General features: G+C 40.1%; 25 protein-coding genes and 3 tRNA genes. 14 read left to right on the forward strand and 14 right to left on the reverse strand.

The features are described 5' to 3' along the window. Positions 1-59: 59 nt before the first annotated feature. The 7 genes from ACRCA4_RS06655 (at position 60) to gpt (ending at position 5,391) form a co-directional block, all read left to right on the forward strand. Positions 60-135 (forward strand) — tRNA-Phe (locus tag ACRCA4_RS06655). Positions 136-233: 98 nt separating this feature from the next. Further along, positions 234-309, forward strand: a tRNA-Thr gene (locus tag ACRCA4_RS06660). A gap of 5 nt (positions 310-314) precedes the next feature. Beyond that, a tRNA-Phe gene (locus ACRCA4_RS06665) sits at positions 315-390 on the forward strand. A gap of 177 nt (positions 391-567) precedes the next feature. Next, the gene (locus ACRCA4_RS06670) at positions 568-2,733 is read left to right on the forward strand and encodes a prolyl oligopeptidase family serine peptidase (RefSeq protein WP_433185920.1); all 2,166 of its coding nucleotides are present in this window, start codon (positions 568-570) and stop codon (positions 2,731-2,733) included. A gap of 168 nt (positions 2,734-2,901) precedes the next feature. Continuing rightward, a complete protein-coding gene (locus ACRCA4_RS06675; protein ID WP_433185923.1) occupies positions 2,902-4,119 on the forward strand; it encodes a phosphopentomutase in 1,218 nt (405 codons plus the stop codon). A 55-nt stretch (positions 4,120-4,174) separates the two neighbouring features. Continuing rightward, positions 4,175-4,876 (forward strand): purine-nucleoside phosphorylase, encoded by a 702-nt coding sequence (deoD, locus tag ACRCA4_RS06680; RefSeq protein WP_433185926.1) that lies wholly within the window; start codon positions 4,175-4,177, stop codon positions 4,874-4,876. A gap of 35 nt (positions 4,877-4,911) precedes the next feature. After that, on the forward strand, positions 4,912-5,391 hold the full coding sequence (gene gpt, locus ACRCA4_RS06685) for a xanthine phosphoribosyltransferase (protein ID WP_433185928.1): 480 nt from the start codon (positions 4,912-4,914) through the stop codon (positions 5,389-5,391). 20 nt (positions 5,392-5,411) lie between these two features. Here the strand turns inward: gpt and ACRCA4_RS06690 are convergent, their stop codons facing one another. From ACRCA4_RS06690 to queF, 8 genes are all read right to left on the reverse strand, one after another. Next, entirely contained in the window at positions 5,412-5,636 is a 225-nt protein-coding gene (locus tag ACRCA4_RS06690) for a VF530 family DNA-binding protein (RefSeq protein WP_433185931.1), read from the reverse strand. A 75-nt stretch (positions 5,637-5,711) separates the two neighbouring features. Beyond that, on the reverse strand, positions 5,712-6,719 hold the full coding sequence (locus ACRCA4_RS06695; protein ID WP_433185934.1) for an isocitrate dehydrogenase: 1,008 nt from the start codon (positions 6,717-6,719) through the stop codon (positions 5,712-5,714). A gap of 181 nt (positions 6,720-6,900) precedes the next feature. Continuing rightward, entirely contained in the window at positions 6,901-8,331 is a 1,431-nt protein-coding gene (locus ACRCA4_RS06700) for a hypothetical protein (protein WP_433185937.1), read from the reverse strand. Continuing rightward, the gene (locus tag ACRCA4_RS06705) at positions 8,318-8,767 is read right to left on the reverse strand and encodes a DUF3192 domain-containing protein (protein WP_433185940.1); all 450 of its coding nucleotides are present in this window, start codon (positions 8,765-8,767) and stop codon (positions 8,318-8,320) included. The genes ACRCA4_RS06700 and ACRCA4_RS06705 overlap by 14 nt, the downstream gene beginning before the upstream one ends. Beyond that, positions 8,748-9,557, reverse strand: a complete 810-nt coding sequence (gene xni / locus ACRCA4_RS06710) for a flap endonuclease Xni (RefSeq protein WP_433185942.1) — start codon at positions 9,555-9,557, stop codon at positions 8,748-8,750. Before xni ends, ACRCA4_RS06705 begins: the two co-directional genes overlap by 20 nt. Continuing rightward, positions 9,558-10,916 (reverse strand): nucleotide 5'-monophosphate nucleosidase PpnN, encoded by a 1,359-nt coding sequence (ppnN, locus tag ACRCA4_RS06715; protein ID WP_433185945.1) that lies wholly within the window; start codon positions 10,914-10,916, stop codon positions 9,558-9,560. A 19-nt stretch (positions 10,917-10,935) separates the two neighbouring features. Next, positions 10,936-12,504, reverse strand: a complete 1,569-nt coding sequence (locus ACRCA4_RS06720; RefSeq protein WP_433185948.1) for a diguanylate cyclase — start codon at positions 12,502-12,504, stop codon at positions 10,936-10,938. A 72-nt stretch (positions 12,505-12,576) separates the two neighbouring features. Next, positions 12,577-13,419 (reverse strand): NADPH-dependent 7-cyano-7-deazaguanine reductase QueF, encoded by an 843-nt coding sequence (gene queF / locus ACRCA4_RS06725; protein WP_433185951.1) that lies wholly within the window; start codon positions 13,417-13,419, stop codon positions 12,577-12,579. Between the two features lie 73 nt (positions 13,420-13,492). Between queF and syd the strand changes: the two genes are divergently transcribed. Further along, positions 13,493-14,044, forward strand: coding sequence for a SecY-interacting protein (gene syd / locus ACRCA4_RS06730; RefSeq protein ID WP_433185954.1), 552 nt, complete (start codon positions 13,493-13,495; stop codon positions 14,042-14,044). Here syd and ACRCA4_RS06735 read toward each other — a convergent pair. Together ACRCA4_RS06735 and ACRCA4_RS06740 are read right to left on the reverse strand one after the other, a co-directional pair. Further along, the gene (locus tag ACRCA4_RS06735; protein ID WP_433185957.1) at positions 14,029-14,808 is read right to left on the reverse strand and encodes a Zn-ribbon-containing protein; all 780 of its coding nucleotides are present in this window, start codon (positions 14,806-14,808) and stop codon (positions 14,029-14,031) included. The genes syd and ACRCA4_RS06735 overlap by 16 nt on opposite strands. Further along, positions 14,808-15,113: a hypothetical protein gene (locus ACRCA4_RS06740; protein WP_433185960.1), complete on the reverse strand. Its 306-nt coding sequence runs from the start codon at positions 15,111-15,113 to the stop codon at positions 14,808-14,810. Before ACRCA4_RS06740 ends, ACRCA4_RS06735 begins: the two co-directional genes overlap by 1 nt. 180 nt (positions 15,114-15,293) lie before the next feature. Between ACRCA4_RS06740 and ACRCA4_RS06745 the strand changes: the two genes are divergently transcribed. Next, complete coding sequence (locus ACRCA4_RS06745) at positions 15,294-15,659, forward strand: DUF3192 domain-containing protein (RefSeq protein WP_433185963.1); 366 nt, start codon at positions 15,294-15,296, stop codon at positions 15,657-15,659. Positions 15,660-15,710: 51 nt separating this feature from the next. Here ACRCA4_RS06745 and ACRCA4_RS06750 read toward each other — a convergent pair whose 3' ends face one another. Next, positions 15,711-15,938, reverse strand: coding sequence for a DUF2789 domain-containing protein (locus ACRCA4_RS06750; RefSeq protein WP_433185966.1), 228 nt, complete (start codon positions 15,936-15,938; stop codon positions 15,711-15,713). Between the two features lie 150 nt (positions 15,939-16,088). Between ACRCA4_RS06750 and ACRCA4_RS06755 the strand changes: the two genes are divergently transcribed. Further along, entirely contained in the window at positions 16,089-16,733 is a 645-nt protein-coding gene (locus ACRCA4_RS06755; RefSeq protein ID WP_433185969.1) for a GNAT family N-acetyltransferase, read from the forward strand. Positions 16,734-16,736: 3 nt separating this feature from the next. Here ACRCA4_RS06755 and ACRCA4_RS06760 read toward each other — a convergent pair whose 3' ends face one another. Beyond that, positions 16,737-17,033: a DUF3301 domain-containing protein gene (locus ACRCA4_RS06760; RefSeq protein WP_433185971.1), complete on the reverse strand. Its 297-nt coding sequence runs from the start codon at positions 17,031-17,033 to the stop codon at positions 16,737-16,739. Between the two features lie 120 nt (positions 17,034-17,153). Here ACRCA4_RS06760 and ACRCA4_RS06765 point away from each other — a divergent pair, with 120 nt between their 5' ends. The 3 genes from ACRCA4_RS06765 to ACRCA4_RS06775 are packed head-to-tail and all read left to right on the forward strand — an operon-like array spanning position 17,154 to position 18,750. After that, positions 17,154-17,474, forward strand: coding sequence for a YqcC family protein (locus tag ACRCA4_RS06765; protein WP_433185974.1), 321 nt, complete (start codon positions 17,154-17,156; stop codon positions 17,472-17,474). After that, on the forward strand, positions 17,471-18,289 hold the full coding sequence (gene truC / locus ACRCA4_RS06770; protein ID WP_433185977.1) for a tRNA pseudouridine(65) synthase TruC: 819 nt from the start codon (positions 17,471-17,473) through the stop codon (positions 18,287-18,289). Before ACRCA4_RS06765 ends, truC begins: the two co-directional genes overlap by 4 nt. Positions 18,290-18,309: 20 nt before the next feature. Continuing rightward, entirely contained in the window at positions 18,310-18,750 is a 441-nt protein-coding gene (locus tag ACRCA4_RS06775) for a flavodoxin (protein ID WP_433185979.1), read from the forward strand. Between the two features lie 84 nt (positions 18,751-18,834). Here ACRCA4_RS06775 and cysZ read toward each other — a convergent pair whose 3' ends face one another. Next, the gene (gene cysZ / locus ACRCA4_RS06780) at positions 18,835-19,596 is read right to left on the reverse strand and encodes a sulfate transporter CysZ (RefSeq protein ID WP_433185982.1); all 762 of its coding nucleotides are present in this window, start codon (positions 19,594-19,596) and stop codon (positions 18,835-18,837) included. Positions 19,597-19,899: 303 nt separating this feature from the next. Here cysZ and ACRCA4_RS06785 point away from each other — a divergent pair, with 303 nt between their 5' ends. Further along, positions 19,900-20,094, forward strand: a complete 195-nt coding sequence (locus ACRCA4_RS06785) for a hypothetical protein (RefSeq protein ID WP_433185985.1) — start codon at positions 19,900-19,902, stop codon at positions 20,092-20,094. Between the two features lie 98 nt (positions 20,095-20,192). Here the strand turns inward: ACRCA4_RS06785 and dapD are convergent, their stop codons facing one another. Further along, complete coding sequence (gene dapD, locus ACRCA4_RS06790; RefSeq protein ID WP_433185988.1) at positions 20,193-21,017, reverse strand: 2,3,4,5-tetrahydropyridine-2,6-dicarboxylate N-succinyltransferase; 825 nt, start codon at positions 21,015-21,017, stop codon at positions 20,193-20,195. Between the last annotated feature and the right edge of the window lie 3 nt (positions 21,018-21,020).

Genomic DNA, 21,020 nt, shown 5'->3' on the forward strand with positions numbered 1-21,020 from the left:
GGTTAGTAAAAATATCTGTTGACTTAATAGCGCAAAATCCGTTTAATACGTCCCGCGTTGCCCAGATAGCTCAGTCGGTAGAGCAGAGGATTGAAAATCCTCGTGTCCCTGGTTCGATTCCGGGTCTGGGCACCATTGAATAAATTGGTGCCTGTAATATTTTGACAGATAAACGTTAAACGTTTAACCTGTGTTACAAAAAACAGCATTAAAAAAATTACGATTAAATCGTAGCCGCTTTAGCTCAGTTGGTAGAGCAACTGACTTGTAATCAGTAGGTCATCCGTTCGACTCGGATAAGCGGCACCATTTTTGCCCAGATAGCTCAGTCGGTAGAGCAGAGGATTGAAAATCCTCGTGTCCCTGGTTCGATTCCGGGTCTGGGCACCATAAATAAACAAAAAAACCAGCTTAGGCTGGTTTTTTTGTTTTTGAGAACTCAAATCTCGTTCGGGTTTATTGTTCTTATTACGCAATGCTATTTTTACATTATTGCTAATAGGCAAGCTTAGGCTTCTTTGTTAAGCTGCTCTGAGATATTACAACAATAAATTGGAGCTTTCAGCGATGAAGTACGCCCTTAGTATTCTAACTCTTTCTTTATTAACTGCCTGTGGCAGTGCAGATAACAATAAAGTTTCAACTAGCGAAACGACAGTGACTATGCCGCAAACAATTTCAGCTGTAACTTATCCTACGACTCATAAAGGTGATGTAGTTGACCAGTATTTTGAACAAAAGGTGGCCGATCCGTACCGTTGGTTAGAAGATGATCGCAGTGTAGAAACTGAAGCTTGGGTTAAAGCGCAAAATAAAGTGACCTTTAATTATTTGCAACAGATCCCATACCGAGAGCAAATTAAACAAAAATTAACCGCTTCATGGAATTATGAAAAAGTAGGTGCTCCTTTTAAAGAAGGTAAGCACACCTATTTTTATAAAAATGATGGCTTACAAAATCAATATGTTTTATATCGCCAATTAGAAGATGGCAGCAGTGAGGTATTTCTTGATCCAAATACGTTCAGTGAAGACGGCACAACCTCATTGGCTGGAGTCACGTTCTCTAAAGATGGCTCTTTAGCTGCTTATGCTATTTCTGAAGGCGGTAGTGATTGGCGTAAGGTTTTTATTATTGATGTAGAAACGAAGCAGCAGCTAGAGCCTGAATTAGTTGATGTTAAATTTAGTGGCATCAGCTGGGTTGGGAATGAAGGGTTTTACTACTCAAGCTATGACAAGCCAGATGGTAGCGAGTTGTCAGCTAAAACAGATCAACATAAGCTTTATTACCATAAGTTAGGTACTTCACAGCAGCAAGATAAAGTTGTTTTTGGTGCTACTGATGCTCAGAAGCACCGTTATGTTGGTGGCTCTGTAACAGATGATGGCCGTTACTTATTAATTTCAGCTGCTGTTTCAACTTCTGGAAATAAGCTGTTTTTACAGGACTTAACTAAGCCTAATAGTCCATTAGTTACTATATTAGACCATACTGACTCTGATACCGATTTATTAGATAGTGATGGTGATAGCTTATTGCTGGTCACTAACTTAAATGCCCCGAATAAAAAAGTAGTTAAAGTGAATGCGGCTAATCCTGCTGTTGAACATTGGCAAGATGTTATTCCGCACACTGAGCATGTGCTAAGTGTTAGTACAGGAGCTGGTTATCTTTTTGCTGAATACATGGTTGATGCTATTTCGAAAGTGCAACAATTCGATTACGACGGTAATTTAATTCGTGATATTCAATTGCCAGACTTAGGCAGCGTGGCTGGTTTTGCAGGTAAAAAGCAAGACGATACCTTGTATTATAGTTTTGATAACTATACAACGGCGCCAACGATTTATCGTTATGCTGCAACAAGTGGTAAATCAGAAGTTTATAAAGAGTCAGGCGCTAAGTTTGCAAGTGATAACTTTGTGTCAGAACAGGTATTTTATACTTCAAAAGATGGCACTAAAGTGCCAATGATTATTAGCTATAAAAAAGGCTTAAAACGTGATGGGTCTAACCCAACCATTTTGTATGGCTATGGTGGTTTTAATGTTAGCTTAACCCCAAATTTTAAGGTAACTAATGCTGTGTGGATGGAGTTAGGTGGCGTTTATGCTGTCCCTAATTTACGTGGTGGTGGTGAATACGGTAAAGAATGGCATAAAGCTGGCACTTTAATGCAAAAACAAAATGTATTTGATGACTTTATTGCTGCAGCTGAATATTTACAAAAGCAAGGTTATACGTCTGCCGAAAAGTTAGCGATACGTGGCGGCTCTAACGGCGGCTTATTAGTAGGGGCAGTGATGACCCAACGGCCAGACTTAGTAAAAGTAGCGCTACCTGCCGTTGGCGTTATGGATATGCTGCGTTATCACACTTTCACAGCGGGTGCCGGTTGGGCTTATGATTATGGCACCAGTGAGCAAAGCGCTCAGATGTTTGATTACTTACATGCTTACTCACCGGTTCATAATGTTAAGCAAGATGTGGCTTATCCTGCTACCTTAGTCACGACAGCTGATCATGATGATCGAGTTGTACCTGCACATTCATTTAAATTTGCGGCAGAATTACAAGCCAAAGATGCCGGTTTAAATCCGCAGTTAATTCGTATTGAAACGAATGCGGGGCATGGCGCTGGAACACCAGTGTCAAAGCAAATTGAGCAAATGGCCGATATATTTAGCTTTACGCTATATAATATGGGTTATCAAACATTGCCTAAATAGCGGTTATTAGCGATGAAAAGCCCGCTTTTAGCGGGTTTTTCATTTTTAGCAGTATAATCGCAAGTCATAGCGACAGATGCTAAGCCAGTTCAATAAAATGTCTTGGTATCACGCAAGTAACCGCGCCTTAGGCTAGAGTATTATTCGAACATCAGTGGAGTCACAGATATGGCTAAAGCAGTAATTCTTGTTCTAGACAGTTTTGGCATTGGCTATTCAGCCGATGCTGCCAAGTTTAATGATGTTGGAGCTAATACTTTTGCCAGCATAGCGTCAGAGTTTGTAAAGCAAAAGGGGCGGCAGTTAGCATTACCACATCTAAGCTCTTTAGGCTTAGTTAAAGCCGCCACAGAGGCCAGTTTAGGCTTGCAGCCTAAGGTTGCTGATGTAGATCAACTTAAAGGCAGCTATGGCTATGCTCAAGAGCTCAGTAGTGGTAAAGATACGCCAAGTGGACACTGGGAGATGGCAGGCGTGCCAGTATTGTTTGATTGGGGGTATTTTGCAAAGAAAACCAATAGTTTTCCAGATGAGCTGATCCAAGAGTTATGTCAACGTACCGGCGTCAGTGGCATATTGGGAAACTGCCATGCTTCTGGTACTGACATTCTAGTTAAGTTAGGCGATGAACATATTAAAACAGGTAAACCCATTTGTTATACCTCATCTGATAGCGTATTTCAGGTTGCGGCGCACGAACAGCATTTTGGGTTAGAAGCTTTACTCGATTTTTGTTTAGTGGCGCGCGAGTTATTAGATAAATATAATATTGGTAGAGTAATTGCCCGGCCATTTTTAGGTGACAATGCGGATAATTATGCCCGTACAGGTAACCGGCGTGATTTTTCGGTATTACCCCCTGAACCGACAGTCTTAGATAAGTTAAGCAAAGCCGGCGGTCAGGTTATTAGTATTGGTAAAATAGCAGATATTTTTGCCCACCAAGGGATCAGCACTAATATTAAGGCGACAGGTCTAGAGGAGTTAGTGAACACTAGCTTAGCGCAAATGACTCAGCAGCCTGATAACAGTCTTATCTTCACTAATCTAGTCGACTTTGATCAAAACTATGGTCATCGACGCGATCCTATAGGTTATGGTGAAGCCTTAGAGTATTTTGATGGCCGCTTAGCTGAAATTATGGCGGCTTGCGATAAGGATACCTTATTAATTTTAACTGCTGATCATGGTTGCGATCCAACTTGGCCAGGAACAGAGCATACTCGTGAATATATCCCGGTATTGGTATATCAACCTGGTACCCAAGCGGTTAATTTAGGAAAGCGCAACAGCTTTGCCGATATCGGCCAAACGTTAGCGGCTTACTTTAGTTTGGAGCCCATGCCTTATGGCGAATCTTTTTTATCTGAATTAGGCTTAACTTAATTTTTTTAACAAGGGCTAATTTGGCTTACTATTAATTAAATGATGAGAGAATATTATGGCTACACCGCATATTAATGCAGATGAAGGTTCTTTTGCGCAAACCGTTTTAATGCCTGGCGATCCGCTTCGGGCTAAACATATAGCTGAAACATTTTTAACAGATGTTGTTTGTGTTAACACTGTTCGTAATATGCTGGGTTATACCGGTAACTATAAAGGTAAAGCTGTCAGTGTATTAGGGTCCGGTATGGGGATCCCATCTATGTCACTCTATGCTACTGAACTGGCAAAATTCTATGGCGTTAAAAATATTATTCGTATTGGTTCATGTGGTGGTTTACCGTTATCAGTAAAAGTGCGTGATGTGGTAATAGGAATGGGCGCGTGCACTGACTCTAATGTCAATCGTAATCGTTTAGGCGGAATGGATTTTGCGGCTATTGCTAGTTATCCCTTACTAGAGAAGGCGGTTAGTGCGGCTAGAGAGAATAGGATCAATGTAAAAGTAGGCAATGTTTTTACCGCTGACTTATTTTATAACCCTGATCCAACCGTGTTTGATAGGCTAGAAAAATATGGCGTTTTAGCCGTTGAGATGGAAGCCGCTGGTTTATATGGTGTTGCTGCTGAGTATGGTATTAATGCGCTATCTATCTTCACCGTTAGCGATCATATTCGTACCGGCGAGTCATTAAGTGCAGAACTACGCCAAACAAGCTTTAATGAAATGGTTGAAGTGGCGCTAGGCTGTTTATAATTTAATGTAAATTGTGACAATATACAGGTTAATACATGTCTTTATCTAAAAATAAGCAGTTTTATGTCTCTTGGGAAGCTTTTCATCGTGCCACAAAAGAACTTGCTCATCAGCTAATTGATGGTGGCTATACCGGCATTATTGCGGTGAGTCGAGGTGGCTTGGTTCCGGCCGCAATTTTGGCTAGAGAACTCAATATTCGTTTAGTCGATAGCGTTTGTGTTGCAAGTTATGATCATAATAAGCAAGGCAAGCTGCAAGTACTAAAGCAAGCTAGTATTGAAGATAGTGAAAAGTTATTAGTGGTTGACGATTTAGTTGATACCGGTGAAACCGCAAAGGTATTGCGTGAACTATTTCCTAAAGCCTATTTCGTTACTGTCTATGCCAAACCAAAAGGTAAACCCTTAGTGGATAAGTATATTACAGATATAGAACAAGATACTTGGATCCAGCTGCCTTGGGATATGGAATTGGCCTATAGCCAGCCATTAGTAGAGAAAGCTAGCCATTAGTTGATTGCTAGCAACTTAAATTAGTTATTTAGCTTTGTATTAACATAAAGCTGCTCTACTTTATCTCTTGCCCAAGGTGTGCGGCGCAGAAACTTTAGACTGCTTTTTATTGAAGGATCTAATTTAAAGCAGTTTATATCTATTTTTTCAGCTAATGCTTGCCAGCCATAATGAGCGACTAAGGCAGTAACAATTTGTTCTAATGTTATACCGTGTAGCGGATTGTTTGCTTGAGTTGTAGCCATTATTGCTCCGAATATAGATTTTAAAAAAAAGGCGCTTTATGGCGCCTTTTTTATTTTGATCTGATGCAGCTTAAATTATAAACGCTCTAACATAGCAGCTGTAAAGTCTGTTGTGCCATAATTGCCACCTAAATCGCGTGTGGTACGATCACCCTTTGCAATGACATCGGCTAAGGCATTGCGAATTTTTAAGGCTTTCTCTTGCTCGCCTAAATAGTCAAGCATTTGGATCGAAGCTAAAATCACTGAGCTAGGATTAGCTAAGTTTTTACCTGCAATATCAGGTGCACTACCATGGACGGCTTCAAATATAGCGCAGTCAGTACCAATATTTGCCCCCGGCGCCATACCTAAGCCACCTACTAAACCAGCGCATAAATCAGATAAAATATCGCCAAACAAGTTTGTTGTAACAATAACATCAAACTGTTGTGGATTCATAACTAACTGCATGCAAGCATTGTCGACTATCATCTCTTGCACTTCAATATCAGGATAACGTCCTGCCACTTCACGCGCAGTTTTTAAAAATAAGCCTGAAGTAGATTTCAAGATATTGGCTTTGTGAACAATAGTGACCTTTTTACGTTTTTCGCGGCGGGCGGTTTCAAAAGCAAAAACGGCTATACGCTCAGCACCTTCACGAGTGACAATACTTGTTGCTTCTGCAACCATACCGTCTTCAGAGACCACTTGGCCATGGCCTGAATACATGCCTTCTGTATTTTCACGAATAGTAATAATATCAATATTTTCGTAACGCGCCTTAGTGCCTTTAAATGAAATAACGGGTCTAACGTTAGAGTATAAACTAAACTTTTTGCGTAACGTTACGTTAATAGACGTAAAACCATCACCTACAGGCGTAGTGAGTGGGCCTTTTAGGGTTATCTTGTTTCGAGCAATTGCATCTAGCGTAGCTTGGGGTAAAAGCTCACCGGTTTTCTCTAATGCGATTAATCCTGCGTCAACATATTCATAAGTAAAGTTACAGCCCACTTTATCTAATACTTGAATTGCGGCTTCAACAATACTCGGGCCTATGCCATCACCTTTGATGACAGTGATAGTTTGATTACTCATGGGAGATCCTTAGCTTTTTATGCAAGAGAGAGCCACTGATGGGCCTCTGAGAATGCGGAAGAATATAGCATTTATTTGATGTATGCGCTAGTTTACAAGGGCTGTAGCTTATATGTCATTGGTTATAATGCTTATAAGTGAGGTGAATGTTTATGCTGGCAGCGAAAAGGTTGCTGCTAAATTATAACGACAAGGTTATGGGGCAGTAGCAATTACTATAGGTAGCGATATTTTGACATAGTTCATCGGCTTGATAACTAAAGTTGGCTGATGTTAATTGTTGAAAGCGGTTTAATAATTGCTGTAGCGAAACGAGATTCTTGTCTGTTATACCCGTTAAAAGTATTTTTGCTGCTTGCCAAGCGGTTAATAAAACTAAGCTGCTTGAGGTTAATTGAGTCGGCTGACGATTTAGATAATGTATTAGTTCTGTTGTGGGGAGAAACCAGTGTTCGAGCTCATAGCGCGGCAAAATTGTGCGAAGGTTATCTATATAACGCGTTTCACTTAGCCGTGTTGTAAAAGGCAAGTTTAATTGAGCTGAAGAATTTGGCTTAACCTTAACTAAGGCTTGTAAATAATTTTGCTGATTAAGCCAAAGAGGCGCGCAAAGACAATAGCAGACTAAATCTGCTTTATCTTTAGTCAAGTCGCCGGGTAGGAGTAAATGTATAGCCACAGCAAAACAACGGCTAAATTGGTCTAAAACTTCGTGGTTAGGTAGCATAAGATCTGCAAGTTGTTGCTTAATCTCAGCTGTGGCTAGTAACAAAGGTAATGCATTTAAACCCAGCAGAGAAATTGCGAGTTTAATTTGATTTATAGGCTGCTTTTTACGATTAAGTTGTGATGCACGACGCATTATATAACCTGCCATGACAGGGTATTGGGAGAGATAGCTTTCTAATTGACTATATTCTTCTAAAGGTAAACTTGCTGTTATTGAATGTTCAGATAATAAAGGGGCTAAAGCAATGATTTCTTTAGCTTTAGGCTGTAAGTAGTTAGCAAGTATCGCCAATAAGTTAAGTTCTAATTCACAACGACTAGACAGAATACATAACCCTATTTGCTGGCGTAACAAAGCTAGGTTTATAACTGTAGGTGTTGTGAGGCTTGTAAAGTTTGTCAGTCGCTCCGCTAAAGTAAGTAGGGCACTTAATGGGTTTTGCTTATAGTATGCAAGCTTACGCTGATTGGCATAGCAATGAGTTAGTAGTGTGATTATAGGGTTGGGCAAACTTTGCTGCTGGTATTTAATGCAGGCTAGTGCAGGGTATTTTGTCGTGGTCTTATTATGCTCTGCCATCATGTCGGCATTAAGGCTGCTACAAAAGCTCGCATTGAGTAATAAGGTTGTAATAGGTGTAGGCCATTGTTTTTCTATACACCAAATATAAATCAGTTCGATTCTAGCTAAGGCTGGGGTTAGTTGATCTTGAAATTTTAATACCTGGCTCGGCTTTTCAACTAAGGCTAATCGAGCTTCAGTTAATTGTTGACTGAGTGTTTCTAACTGAGTTTGGGGTTGATTTTGTTTTAGCAGGCTTAGCTGTATTAAGTACAGCTGACTATAACGTTGCCACGGTGATTGTTCATTATCTATCTTCATATTGTTTTACTGCTGAAAATTGATTTACAGCATCAGGCCCTATGGCGATAAGCTGACGGTTTTTTAACAGTAAGGCGGTGCACTCATCTGCAGTTGTGATGCCATCCGGGTTATTTCTATTACTGCGATAATATAAAATTTGATATAGGTCGGCATTAGTTTTAATGGCTTCGGTGATATCAGGACTACCTAATCGTTGTATTATCTCTGTCTGCATTAATCCTGAATAGGGCTTATATTTTGCGATAACCTTGTTATTAAAGGCCTCACGGTCAACCCAGTTCATTTGTTCGGTATTATCTTGATAAAAAAATACAACTATTAGAGTTAATAGTAAATAACTGCCGACACCTAATAACAAAAAGCAGAGTAATTTTGCTTTAGTGCTAGCAACGCAGTGACGTAGATTTATCTGGCTAAGCCAAGTTAGATTCAAGACGTAGCTCCTGTAAATTAATACCCATTTCAACATCGGTTTTTAAACTTAAAATTTGCATAAAGACCAGAATGTCTGCTTTATGTTGAATTAATTTTTCAGCCGTTTTTTTATGACAACTCTCATGTTGAACCGCTTGGCTAAAAGTGTTGGCTAAGGCTAAAACTTCCAGCGCTGTTTTAGGGCCAATGCCTGGTACCCCTGGAATGTTGTTAGTACTGTCACCCACTAAGCTCCAATATCTAACCAGCTGGGAAGGTTGAACGCCAAATTTCTCATGAATTGAGTCAGAGCTATTATATTGTCGATTAAAAGTGTCGTAGATTTGAATTTGCTGCGACAGTAAAGGTAAAAAGCCTTTATCGGTTGAGGCAATGGTTACCTGCTGCTGATGTTTAGCCATGCGTGTGGCTATAGAGGCAATAATATCATCTGCCTCATAATCTTGCTGTTGCAGCGAAACAAAACCGAGTTCTTTGGCAACTAATTGCAGCCTTGGTAACGCATCGGCAAGCAAACTAGGCATGGGCTTACGATTAGCTTTATAATCAGCAAATAGCTGCCGTCGCCAGTAACTGCTTTGGCCATCAAAGACTAAAGCGGCGTGACTAGGTTTTAGTTCCTGTTGTAACCGTAGCAAAGATTGCCGTAATGTTTGTTCGGTATTGGTCACAATTTGTGCTTTAGTGGTATCAGCAACTTCGTCAGCTAAAGGCGCATAGGGGCGTTCTTGCACTGCATATATGCGTCTAATTAAATTCATTGCATCTATCAATAGCAGATGAACCATTTATTTAACCACTCGATAGCAGGGGGTATAGGTTGAACCAGGTAACTTCATTCGGCCTTGAACAACAAACTCCTGTAATAGCGTATCCATAAGTTGCATCAGCTTTGCATCGCCACTAATAACAAAAGGTCCTTGCTCACGGATTGCCTTAATACCTTCTTCTTTGACATTTCCAGCAACAACGGCAGAAAATGCACGACGTAAATTGGCGGCTAACTTGGCTTTACTTTGGTTTAAGTGTAAGTCTAATCTAGCGACGTTAGCATGGGTAGGTAAAAATGGCTGTTGGAAGTCATCTTCTATTTTTAAAGTCCAGTTAAAATGGTAAGCATCGCCTACTTGTAACCGATAGTCTCGAACTTGCTTATTGGCTTGTTTTAATTTGCGAGCAACTGCTATTGGATCATCAATAATAACCTCTATTAATGCTAAGGCTTCTGCTCCTAAGGTTTGCTCTATAAAATAGACTAAAGAGTTAAAGTAACTTTCACTTTGCTTAGGGCCAGTTAAAATAATGGGTAGTTGCTGTAAGGCATTATCTGGGTGCAGCATTATACCGAGCAAATACAATATCTCTTCAGCAGTACCGGCGCCACCTGGGAAAATAATTATCCCATGAGCGGTGCGAACAAAAGCTTCTAAGCGTTTTTCTATATCAGGTAAAATAACCAGTTGATTTACAATGGGGTTAGGCGGCTCTGCGGCGATAATGCTTGGTTCTGTGATACCTAAGTAGCGACCATTATAAATACGTTGTTTATTATGGCCAATAGTCGCACCTTTCATCGGGCCTTTCATTGCGCCCGGACCACAGCCTGTACAAATGTCCAAACCACGCAAGCCAAGTTGATAGCCCACCTCTTTAGTGTATTTATATTCGGTATCACTAATAGAATGACCACCCCAGCAAACGATTAAATTAGGCTCATTGGTGCCGTCAATCACGCGGGCATTACGCATAATATCAAATACGGCATGAGTAACATGACTACTGTTGCTAAGATCAAGCCAGCTTTTCTGGTTTTGTAGTCTAGAGTGGTAAAATAAAATATCTCTTAGAACAGCAAAGAGATGCTCATGGATCCCTTTTATAATTTTACCATCAACAAAAGCATCTTCAGGGGGATTAAAAAGTTCTATCTTAATGCCGCGCTCGCGGCTAAGTAAGTTAACACTGAAGTTTTGAAACTGCTCATAAATCTCAGCTGAACTGTCGGTATGGCTGCCTGCGTTTAATACGGCTAAGCAGCAATTTCTAAATAGCTGAAAAGTAGCTTTCTCGGTATTTTGTTTTAACTTGTCGACTTCTAATTGAGATAGTAAATCCATTGAACCTAGAGGGTTTAACTGCACGTGCATAGAAATTCCTTGTCTAAAGTCAGTCAGTCACAGTGTCTGATGTTGATTTTAAAATAACCAGATTACGACCTGAATGCTTGGCTTCATATAATGCTTTATCGGCACGGTCAACGGCACTTTGCTGTGTATCCGAGTTGCCGAGTTGAGTTGCACCGATCGAAATAGTTATAGGTACTCTAACGTTTTTAAATTTAAATGGAATATTAGCAATTTTTTCTCGTATTTTATTTAAAGGCACTTTTAAATTGGTTAATGAGGTTTTGGGAAATAAAAATATAAACTCCTCACCACCATAGCGGGCAATAAAATCGGTTTCACGCAGTGAGCTTTGTAATGCTTTCGCGATTAGCTTTAAAGTTTTATCCCCCGCATTATGACCATAGTTATCGTTAATACTTTTAAAGTGATCAACATCAGCAATGACTACACATAAAGGCGTTTTATAGCGCTGAGCACGTTTAATTTCCAAGAGGTAACGTTCATCAAAAGCAGCACGATTAGGGATCTGGGTTAATGCATCTTGCAAGCTACGGAAGTTTTGCTCAGCAATGCGTTGTTTAAATGTCACGGCCTCTTGTTCTAATTCTTGTAAACGCTGGCTCATCGTATTTAAGGTGTCGACTGTTTGTTGCCTATGTTGTTGCTCCGTTTTTTGTTTTTGCGCTAATGATAACGATATGGCCGAAAGCTTATCATTAACCAAGCTTTTTAATTGTTCTAAAGAGGTTGCGTTATGGCTGTCTTTTGATAAGTGACTTATTTGAGTACTAATTTGCTGATTAAACTTGTTAAGTTGCGATTGCAACTCATTAGAACTAGAAACAGAGGTGATCACGGCCTGTTGTACACTAGACAAAGCGTCATTAAGATTTAATAAAAAGTGCTCTGCAGACTGGCGTTCGTTATTAATACTGTGAACAATAACGGTAATTGTTTTTAAACAAGCTTGGAGTAAACCTTCAATATTCAGCTCGCCAAGTAAACTATCTCTGATGTGATCAATTTCTTGTGCCGACTCTTCAGAAAATGCCAGCTCACTTAATAAGTTCATCAGCTCTTGGCTAATTTTCTGACAAATTTCAATATATTGATGGTTTTCTTTATAATCAGACTTACTTTGTTTTAAACTTGCTTTAGCTTGTAAAGCGGTTTGATATAACTCTGATAACTTAGATAAATGCGGTAAAAAGGCATGCATTGAAGCTGAGGGTTGCTCTACGCTGACTAGCAAAGAGCGCAATTCACGTCTTAGCTGATCTGGCAAGCCTTTTTGTAGCTGTAAATATTTACCGGCGTTAGTTAAGCCTTGCTGCACTTTTTGCAGTTCAAGTTGATGTTTTGCTTCTAATTGTTGCAAGCTAACGCTGGTTGTTTCAATAAAGGGTAAGAGTGTTTCTAAATCAGTGCCTCGGTTTAACTCAGTACGTAGCTTAGCTAGTCGGTTATCAAGTTCAGTATCAATCCCTTTGCAAGCTAAAGATAAACGCGATACAAACTGAGCTAAAATAGTAAATTGAGCTTCATAAGTCTCTTCTAGTAATCTACGTGCTTGAATAGCCTTTTCAAGTTTTGTTTGATCGTTTTGCAAAATAATGTCCTATATTAGCGATAACATAGCTTACTAAGTTGAGTATATCGTTAAACCAATTAAAAGCGATATTTACTGTCGGCTTAAACGTATTGTGGGTGGCAGTCTTTTTTCACTGCAACGCCATGGGTTTATGTCTAAACCACCGCGGCGAGTATAGCGGGCATAAACGGCTAAATACTCGGGCTGGCAGCGAGTCCAAATATCAAGAAATATTCGCTCAACACATTGCTCATGAAACTCATTATGATTACGAAAACTAATTAAATAGCGTAGTAAGGCTTCGTGATCAATCTGACGACCGCGATAATCAATATATACACTAGCCCAGTCAGGCTGGGATGTAATTAAACAATTTGACTTAAGTAAGTGCGAATGTAGCTTTTCATTAACAATAACAGCATCTTCTGTAAGTTTAAGTAAGTTAACATCATAGTTATATTGGCTCACCTCTATGTCTTGATCATCAATACAAAAACCAGGCAACCAAGTAGGCTGAAAAGCGGTTAGTTCATTAACATGATGTAAGCTTACTGTCACTGCTTTGCCCGCGCACTTAGATAAATCTTGTTGTAAGCATTGGTAAACTTGGCCTAAATCGGCAAAGCGGCTTTGGTTAAAACTATTTAAGTATAGCTTAAGAGATTTAGACTCAATGAGATTCTCAGAGTCAAAGGGCACAGTAAAGGTGGCTAAAGCGACTTGCGGTTTGCCTTTGCTGTTAAGCCAAGATAACTCATAGCCGTGCCAAATATCATGGCCAACAAAAGGCAGGGCGTTATTATCTAAAGCCAAGGCATCACGGCCTAAACTGCGAGGCACAGACTGTAGCAAAGTGGCATCATATTGGCTGTGATACTCAGTCGCTTTACCTAGGCTTAAAGCTGCTAATGGATCAAGAGAGTCGTTGCTCATATCGGCTTTGTCATCAGTTAGAAGTTAAGGGTACAATAGCCTAAGTTTACCATAAACCAAGATGGAAGATCCTGTGGCCTTAAGTAGTAATTATGCAGATTTTATTCAGCAATCTTTGCTTTGGCATCAACAGCAAAAGCTGACCTTAATAACCTGGGCCGATCCTAAGAGTCCATCGCAGTGCCAAGTAAATGATATTGTTGATGGTACTGTGCAGTGGCAGCCTGTTTTACAGCAGCCTAAAGCTGACTTTTCTAATGTTGAGCAAGCCTTAGAGCTAACCTTACACCCTGATATTATAACCTTTTATCAAACCTATTTTGGTGCAGGTTTAGCCGCAGAGCACCCAAAAGGTAAATTGGCTTTATTGATGGTATGGAATAACGATGATTTAAACCGCTTACAAGAGAATATTATTGGCCATATTTTAATGAAACGGCGTTTAAAGCAGCAAGAAACCGTGTTTTTTGCCACCACAGAAGATGATGATATTTTACTGAGCGTTTTAAATAGCACTGGCGAAGTGTTCTTAGAGCGAGTAGGCCAAGAAGTGACGGAAAAATTGGCTGCAAACTTAGCCGAGTTTTTCACCCAGTTGCAGCCATGTGCTTATGAGGGGCTTTGACATTCCCAGGCTATGTTACTGACTAAACGACAGTTTTGGCACTGAAAATCAAATAGCTCAGCTAGAGGTTCAGCGAGTTTCCACTCACAGTGACAGCTGGGGCAACGCTTATTCTGTTCACTTGCACAGTCTGTGCTAGTACCACTATATAGCGCGTAATAAACTGGCATTTGCATACTAAGTTCAAGTTTTTTGGCTAAAGCTCGGCCTTGGCGGTTAAGCTGGCTATTAAGTTGTTGCAGGCTGCGCTCAGCCGTTTTATTTAACACCCGTGTTTGTTGCATTTGTATTTCGTCTAAGGCTTGGTATTGCAGTTGCCATCGGATCAGCTGTTCAAAATCTGATTCAGTGCTATTAAGTAAATATAGTGGTACTGGGGCTAAATGCTCGGCGCAGCGCAGCGGTGAACAGGTATCGCTAAAACGAGTATACAAAATGTAACTTGCTGGCGCTGCACAGGGATCGGTATGTTGCGACATCAGATCCATGCCCAAAATTGCCAGCTTCGGGTAAGCTAGCCCTGCAGAGCCTAATTGATTTAACGCTGCTGTGGCTTTTGGGCTATGATGTTTCGCCATTAAGGCCTCATTATGCGGTAAAACAACACGGCAGCTAAAACTGTCTTGTAACCAGGCAGTCGGGAATTCTCGGCCTAATACTTGGCCATTAAAAATTAAGGCTTCTATATAACGGCGAATAGCCACTTCAGCTCGATTAAAGTCAGTATCGGCAATAACACTAAAGGTTAATTCAGCGACATACATTAGCGTGACTCCAGCAGGCTTAGGATCCGATCTAATTTAGCTTCAACACGCTCTAATCTGCTTTTGATATTCTGTTCTAGCTTCGCCGTATCTTGGTTGCTTGTAGGGCTCGTTATTTCCTGTAGCTGGGTAGAAGAGGGGCTTATGGCAATAGGGTTAGCCCGCCAATGTTGGTAAGCAGTAAAAAGTTGAGCGGGGGCTACTTTTCCGGCTAAACGAGCGCGAAATAATGCCAGATTAGGCGTTTTACCCTCTTGTATTAGCTGGGCAGCAACCTGTTGTAGTAAGAGTACCGAGTCTGACATTGTGGCAACCTGTTTGACTAAGAAGTAGTGAAATTTACCACTCTTATTCAAATAAAAGTAGTGCTATCTTTCTAAGTTGTTGTTTTAATTCTGGTTATTTTATGGCATATCTATTGCTGTATCGCTTTTCATATATAATCATTTAAAAAATTAATTTAAATAATAATTAAAGGAAACATTATGATAGCAAAACTTATTGTCACTTCAGGTTTAGTGTTAGCGTTATCGGGCTGCGTTGTTGCCGTTGGCGGTAAGAATGATAATGATACCGTTGGTGATAGCAGTTGGGAGAAAACCCAACGCCATAATCAACAACAGGTTAATCAACTAACGCTAGACTTATCAGCTGAGCATATTCGTAGTTTAATGGGTGCCCCCGACTTTAGTGAAACCTTTACAAAGGAAGGCGAAACTATTCAGGTGCTTTTTTACCGTACTCATCATATGAAAAGTGACGGTAAAACGACAAAAGACGAGTGTACACCTCTTATTTTTAAGCAAGACAAATTAGTTGGCTGGGGTGATAAAGCCTATCAATATTTGTAATATAGCTTGGGTGATAATTAGGCTAATATATTGCTGATGTTAGCACCGGAGTTAATGCAGCAATATATTAAGCTCATCTATAACCTCACACCATTCAGCATCTTCCTTTAAAGATTCGCGTATAAATGCCGCTTGATTAGGCTGCCAGAACGGCGCATCTTCAATAGCAACATTGGCTGCTAACTTGTGGCTTTGTATAAAACTGATAATAGCCTTAGGTTCAGATGGCAAACCTAATTGAGCGAATAGGCTAGCCATTCGGTGTATTTCTGCTTGCATGTCTTCACTCCTTATTAACTACTTATGGTTAATGCCTAGATAAAGCACAGTATGGGTAAAGATTAGTATAGGTAAAGTATAGTATGAAGTTGGCAATATTGCCGCTTGCTGCTAATGTGAATACATATAAATGAGCCAAGACGAGATATTATGGGTACTAATGATCATGCGTTATCTATAGATAATCTAAGTGTAGCTATGCTATCGGCTGAAGACGTTAAGTCAGCGGGGTCGTTACTTTATTTATCCTATCATGATGATCCACTATTTATGAAAATATTTCGCGCCAACGAGTCAGATTATGAATTACGGCTACGGGCAGCTATTCGAGAAGAGTTAACGACATTTTGGCATGCAGAGCAGCCAATGATTGGCTTATTTAATCAGCAGCAATTATTGGGTGTGGCCTGTTTAACCGAACCAAATACAGATAATGGCCAACGCTTATGGCATTGGCGTTTAAAAATGTTACTCACGGCAGGCTATGTTTCAACTAAGCAACTTTTAGAAAAAGAGCAAACTGTGCATTCAGCTATGCCAGTTGAGCATTATCATATGTTGGCATTTTTAGCAGTGTCACCTAAGCATCAAGCGCTGGGGTTGGGCCATTATTTATTACGCGCGGTTAATACACTTGTAGAAGGTAATACTAACTCATCGGGTGTAGGTGTCTTTGTTACACTAGATAAGTACAAATCTTTATTTGTTGAAAATCATTATCAACATATTACAGAGCTTAGTTTTAATAATGTAAGCGGTTATTTAATGTTTAGGCCGCAGCAGCCTAAAGCTTAAACACTAAACACGGTAAGCGGGTAATTGAAAAGCCGCTAACCGCATGCCTGATAATAGTAGCTCAGCTTGATAGCGGCTTTCACCATCGCCACTAAAGTCGACTTGATAGCTAGTTAAAAAGCGTAAGCTACCATTATGCTTTTTAAAACAGTATTTTTGTCTGGCGCAATCTAATAATTGTAGCTCTTGTTGTTGGCATAGTTGTTTGGCTAATAAACTGGCGCGCTCATCTTGTTTTCGTTGCAACCAAAATCCATAACAAATTCCAGTTAAGACTAATAATAATAATACTGAACCCATTGCTTTCTCCTGCAATTAAGTCTTGATCATGCTGTTGTTTTACTAATTTTACAAGCCTAGCGCTGGAATCAGCTTATGGTAAACTAGCAAAAAATTTCAAAGCGTAATGAATAGAGCTTTATGAATAGTACCATTGAAAGCTTGCTAGCCGAGCTAGAGCAGCAGCTAAAACAACTCGAACTATGGAGTAGCTCTGTGCCGGATAGCAAGGCGATGAGTAGTACAGCACCATTTTGCTGTGACACTATGCCATTAGAGAATTGGTTGCAGTATATTTTTATTCCCAGAATGCAGGCACTCATCGCCGCTAAAGTCGCTTTACCGACAAAAATTAGCGTTCATCCTATGGCTGAAGAAGCCTTTAAGCACCATTCGGTGACTGCTCAGCCATTATTAAGCGTAATTAAACGTATAGATATATGCTTATCAGGTGAAAAATGAGCGAGCAAAAGTTAGCTACAAGGTTGTCTGAATTCGAGCAAACGGTAGCTGCGCCTCCGTTGTTAACGATCTTATATCAAGATAACTACTTAGTGGTAATTGATAAACCAAGCGGTATGTTAGTACATCGCTCTTTTTTAGATAAGCATGAAACTGTGTTTGTGATGCAAACATTGCGTAACCAAATTGGCCAGCATGTGTTTCCGGTGCATCGTTTAGATAGGCCAACATCGGGCGTATTAGTTTTTGCTTTATCAAGTGAAGTAGCGCGCATTTTATCTGAACAGCAGCAGCAAAATGTATGGCAGAAGTATTATTTAGCTGTGGTGCGAGGCTATGTTTTGCAAGGCGCTGAATTAGATTATCCGTTAAAAGAGCAGCAAGATAAGATTGCAGATAAATTTAGTCGAGATGATAAAGCGGCTCAATCGGCAGTCACCCGTTATCATCCCTTACAGCAAGTCGAGTTGCCTATTGCGGTCAGTCGCTATCCGACAGCACGTTACTCTTTGCTTGCTTTACAGCCGCTAACGGGTAGAAAACACCAGCTTCGTCGACATTTGGCTCATTTGCGTCACCCTATAGTTGGTGATACTAGCCATGGTGACGGCAAACACAATAAGTTGTTTCAGCAGCATTTACATTGTCACCGTTTATTATTAGTTGCTAAACAACTGTGTATTTTGCACCCCATTACGGGCGAACCTTTATTGTTTAGTGCAGGTCTTAACGAACTTGAACCCCTATTCCAGCAGTTTGGCTGGCCGCTAAGCGAAGATTATTATCAGCAGCAATTTGCTGATAATTTCGTTTAAATACAGTTTATGGAGGAAGCATGACAAAAATTGCAATAATTGTAGGGACAGTATATGGAGCCGCACAGTATGTTGCCGAACAAGCAGAGGCAACATTAGCTGAGCGTGGTTATCAGTGTCAGCTATTTGAAGAGGCCAGTTTAGAGCAAGTGTTAGCCTTTGATGCCGATATTTGGTTAGTTATCAGTTCTACAACAGGGGAGGGTGATATACCCGATAATGTGTTCCCTTTCTACTTACAAGCGAAAGAGCAATTCCCGCTATTAACCAATAAACGTTATGCTGTTATTGCTTTAGGCGATAGTAGTTATGACAACTTTTGTGGTGCCGGTGAAAAGTTCTCAGAGCTGCTGGCTGAGCTACAAGGTAACGAGATTGCAGCTATGTTACGCATTGATGCCATTGAAACCTTAGAGCCAGAATTAATTGCTATACCTTGGCTTGAAAGCCATTTTAGTTAAAGGTTGATTTTACTGTGCTTAAGCAAGCTTAGCTGTAGCGACTGAGTTGATAAATAGTCAATAACAGCTATTTATCAACTTTAATCAACAGTATTTATCTAACTTACTATAGGTTTTAGCCCCTGGTGCTTTTAATTCAGAGTCGTTTTGTATTGCTAGTTTATCTACCCACATTGCTGTGGCACCACAAATAGCTATTGGCATAACGAATAAATTAAAAATAGGGATCATACAAGCGATATTTACCGTTAGCCCAAAGGCTAAACTAGTGATTGGCTGATTGCGTAATTGTGACCGCATGGTATAAAAATCAATTTTATGGTTGTCGTAGGGGTAATCAATATACTGAATAGCCAATAACCAGCTGGTAAACAAAAACCAAAGAATAGGGCCAATAACCGGAATAAATAAAAACAGAATAAATAACACTACCATGCGCGGTAAGGCATAGATTAGTTTTTGCCATTCGCGGCCTAGCATTCTTGGTACATCTTTAAGGAAGGCCTTAAAACCAACATCCGGTAGCTTTTTACCGCTTAAATGAGCTTCAACTTTTTCACTTAATAAGCCGTTAAAGGGCGCCGCAATAAAATTAGTTACCATAGTAAAACTATAGGCTAAGCTGATAACTAAGGTCATAACGCCAAGCGGGATCAGTAAGTACTCTAGCCAATGCAACCACGCCGGTAAGTACTGTTGAACGGCATCTACCATAGCGCTAATTTGTGCTAATAAAATATAAAAAGCAAAAGAGAATAAAACGAGGTTTATCAATAAGGGGACTAGCACAAAGCGCTTTAGGCCTTTGGTTTGAATGAGACGGAAGCCTTGAAAAAAATAATGCATTAGTATCTCGCTTAAACGGGCTGGCCATGAATTAGCCGTTATTATAATTGAAAATTAAGCATAAAATAATCTGAAACAATTAAGCGCACAGATCTCAATTAGCTTCAGTATAAAGTTGTTAAGCAAAAATAACTGCTATTGTTAGCCTATTTTTCGTAACAGAATATAATTGATGACAATTACAGGAAATTTGTTTGCTGCTAAAGCTAGTAATTAGCCTAAGGTTTTATGCTAGAATAGCGGCTGATATTTATGCTGTAGTAAATACTATTGCTGAGTAATGTTTTAAATAAAGGGTGTGATATGACGATGTTATTTACTGCGTTAGTGTTTGCCGCTACCGTGCTATGCCTAGTGATGGGCCTGACATTTTGTGTTTCAGCAGCATTAGTGCCAGCACAAGCAAACCCAGAAAAGCGTTTTGAAAAAAGGCTTGAATATGGTGTGCTAGGTGGTGCAGGATTAATTTTATTTATTGTAATGCTATTTATTAGCTAATAAAGCGAGTTTTACCTCCCTATCAAAGCTTTATAGTGCGGGCCGTTAGAGTACTTTCATCTTAATCGGCCCGAATATTGATAGCTGTTATTTACGTCTTAATCAATACTGCGCAATAAGGCATTAATGCCTACTTTAGCGCGCGTCTGTGCGTCTACACGTTTAACAATAATAGCGGCATATAAACTATGGCTACCATCTTTGCTTGGGATATTGCCGGGCACGACTACCGCACCTGCAGGAACACGGCCATAGCTGATGTTGCCGGTTTCGCGATCATAAATACGGGTACTTTGGCTAAGGTATACGCCCATAGACAAGACGGCACCTTGTTCTACTATAACACCTTCAACAACTTCTGAACGTGCACCAATAAAACAATCATCTTCAATGATAGTTGGGTTAGCCTGTAATGGCTCTAATACGCCACCAATACCCACGCCGCCTGATAAATGGACATTCTTACCTATTTGCGCACAGCTACCCACAGTGGCCCAAGTGTCTACCATAGTACCTTCGTCTACATAGGCGCCAATGTTTACATAAGATGGCATAACAACGACATTCTTGCCAATGTAGCTACCTTGGCGTACTGCGGCTGGCGGAACAACACGAACACCGTCTTGTTGAAATTGTTCTGCTGTATAATGGGCATACTTCATTGGCACTTTATCAAAGAAGCGATTTTCAGCGCCGTCCATTACGACATTATCATTAATGCGAAATGATAATAAAACGGCTTTTTTTAGCCACTGATGGACTACCCATTCACCGGCAATCTTTTCAGCAACACGTAAGCTGCCATCATCGAGTTTACTTATTACTGTATTTACAGCATGAACTATGTCTGCTGAGGCCGTTTTCGGGCTAAGTTCGGCACGATGTTCAAATGCGTGTTCAATAATTGTTTTTAATTCTAACATGGG

The organism is Rheinheimera sp. WS51, assembly GCF_050936095.1.
Classification (GTDB): domain Bacteria; phylum Pseudomonadota; class Gammaproteobacteria; order Enterobacterales; family Alteromonadaceae; genus Alishewanella.

Bases quoted from the DNA above. Each gene is read 5' to 3' on its own strand.
- ACRCA4_RS06670 (WP_433185920.1), top strand. From the start codon at position 568: ATGAAGTACGCCCTTAGTATTCTAACTCTTTCTTTATTAACTGCCTGT.
- ACRCA4_RS06675 (WP_433185923.1), top strand. From the start codon at position 2,902: ATGGCTAAAGCAGTAATTCTTGTTCTAGACAGTTTTGGCATTGGCTAT.
- deoD (WP_433185926.1), top strand. From the start codon at position 4,175: ATGGCTACACCGCATATTAATGCAGATGAAGGTTCTTTTGCGCAAACC.
- gpt (WP_433185928.1), top strand. From the start codon at position 4,912: ATGTCTTTATCTAAAAATAAGCAGTTTTATGTCTCTTGGGAAGCTTTT.
- ACRCA4_RS06690 (WP_433185931.1), bottom strand. From the start codon at position 5,636: ATGGCTACAACTCAAGCAAACAATCCGCTACACGGTATAACATTAGAA.
- ACRCA4_RS06695 (WP_433185934.1), bottom strand. From the start codon at position 6,719: ATGAGTAATCAAACTATCACTGTCATCAAAGGTGATGGCATAGGCCCG.
- ACRCA4_RS06700 (WP_433185937.1), bottom strand. From the start codon at position 8,331: ATGAAGATAGATAATGAACAATCACCGTGGCAACGTTATAGTCAGCTG.
- xni (WP_433185942.1), bottom strand. From the start codon at position 9,557: ATGGTTCATCTGCTATTGATAGATGCAATGAATTTAATTAGACGCATA.
- ppnN (WP_433185945.1), bottom strand. From the start codon at position 10,916: ATGCACGTGCAGTTAAACCCTCTAGGTTCAATGGATTTACTATCTCAA.
- queF (WP_433185951.1), bottom strand. From the start codon at position 13,419: ATGAGCAACGACTCTCTTGATCCATTAGCAGCTTTAAGCCTAGGTAAA.
- ACRCA4_RS06735 (WP_433185957.1), bottom strand. From the start codon at position 14,808: ATGTATGTCGCTGAATTAACCTTTAGTGTTATTGCCGATACTGACTTT.
- ACRCA4_RS06740 (WP_433185960.1), bottom strand. From the start codon at position 15,113: ATGTCAGACTCGGTACTCTTACTACAACAGGTTGCTGCCCAGCTAATA.
- ACRCA4_RS06745 (WP_433185963.1), top strand. From the start codon at position 15,294: ATGATAGCAAAACTTATTGTCACTTCAGGTTTAGTGTTAGCGTTATCG.
- ACRCA4_RS06750 (WP_433185966.1), bottom strand. From the start codon at position 15,938: ATGCAAGCAGAAATACACCGAATGGCTAGCCTATTCGCTCAATTAGGT.
- ACRCA4_RS06755 (WP_433185969.1), top strand. From the start codon at position 16,089: ATGGGTACTAATGATCATGCGTTATCTATAGATAATCTAAGTGTAGCT.
- ACRCA4_RS06760 (WP_433185971.1), bottom strand. From the start codon at position 17,033: ATGGGTTCAGTATTATTATTATTAGTCTTAACTGGAATTTGTTATGGA.
- ACRCA4_RS06765 (WP_433185974.1), top strand. From the start codon at position 17,154: ATGAATAGTACCATTGAAAGCTTGCTAGCCGAGCTAGAGCAGCAGCTA.
- truC (WP_433185977.1), top strand. From the start codon at position 17,471: ATGAGCGAGCAAAAGTTAGCTACAAGGTTGTCTGAATTCGAGCAAACG.
- ACRCA4_RS06775 (WP_433185979.1), top strand. From the start codon at position 18,310: ATGACAAAAATTGCAATAATTGTAGGGACAGTATATGGAGCCGCACAG.
- cysZ (WP_433185982.1), bottom strand. From the start codon at position 19,596: ATGCATTATTTTTTTCAAGGCTTCCGTCTCATTCAAACCAAAGGCCTA.
- ACRCA4_RS06785 (WP_433185985.1), top strand. From the start codon at position 19,900: ATGACGATGTTATTTACTGCGTTAGTGTTTGCCGCTACCGTGCTATGC.
- dapD (WP_433185988.1), bottom strand. From the start codon at position 21,017: ATGTTAGAATTAAAAACAATTATTGAACACGCATTTGAACATCGTGCC.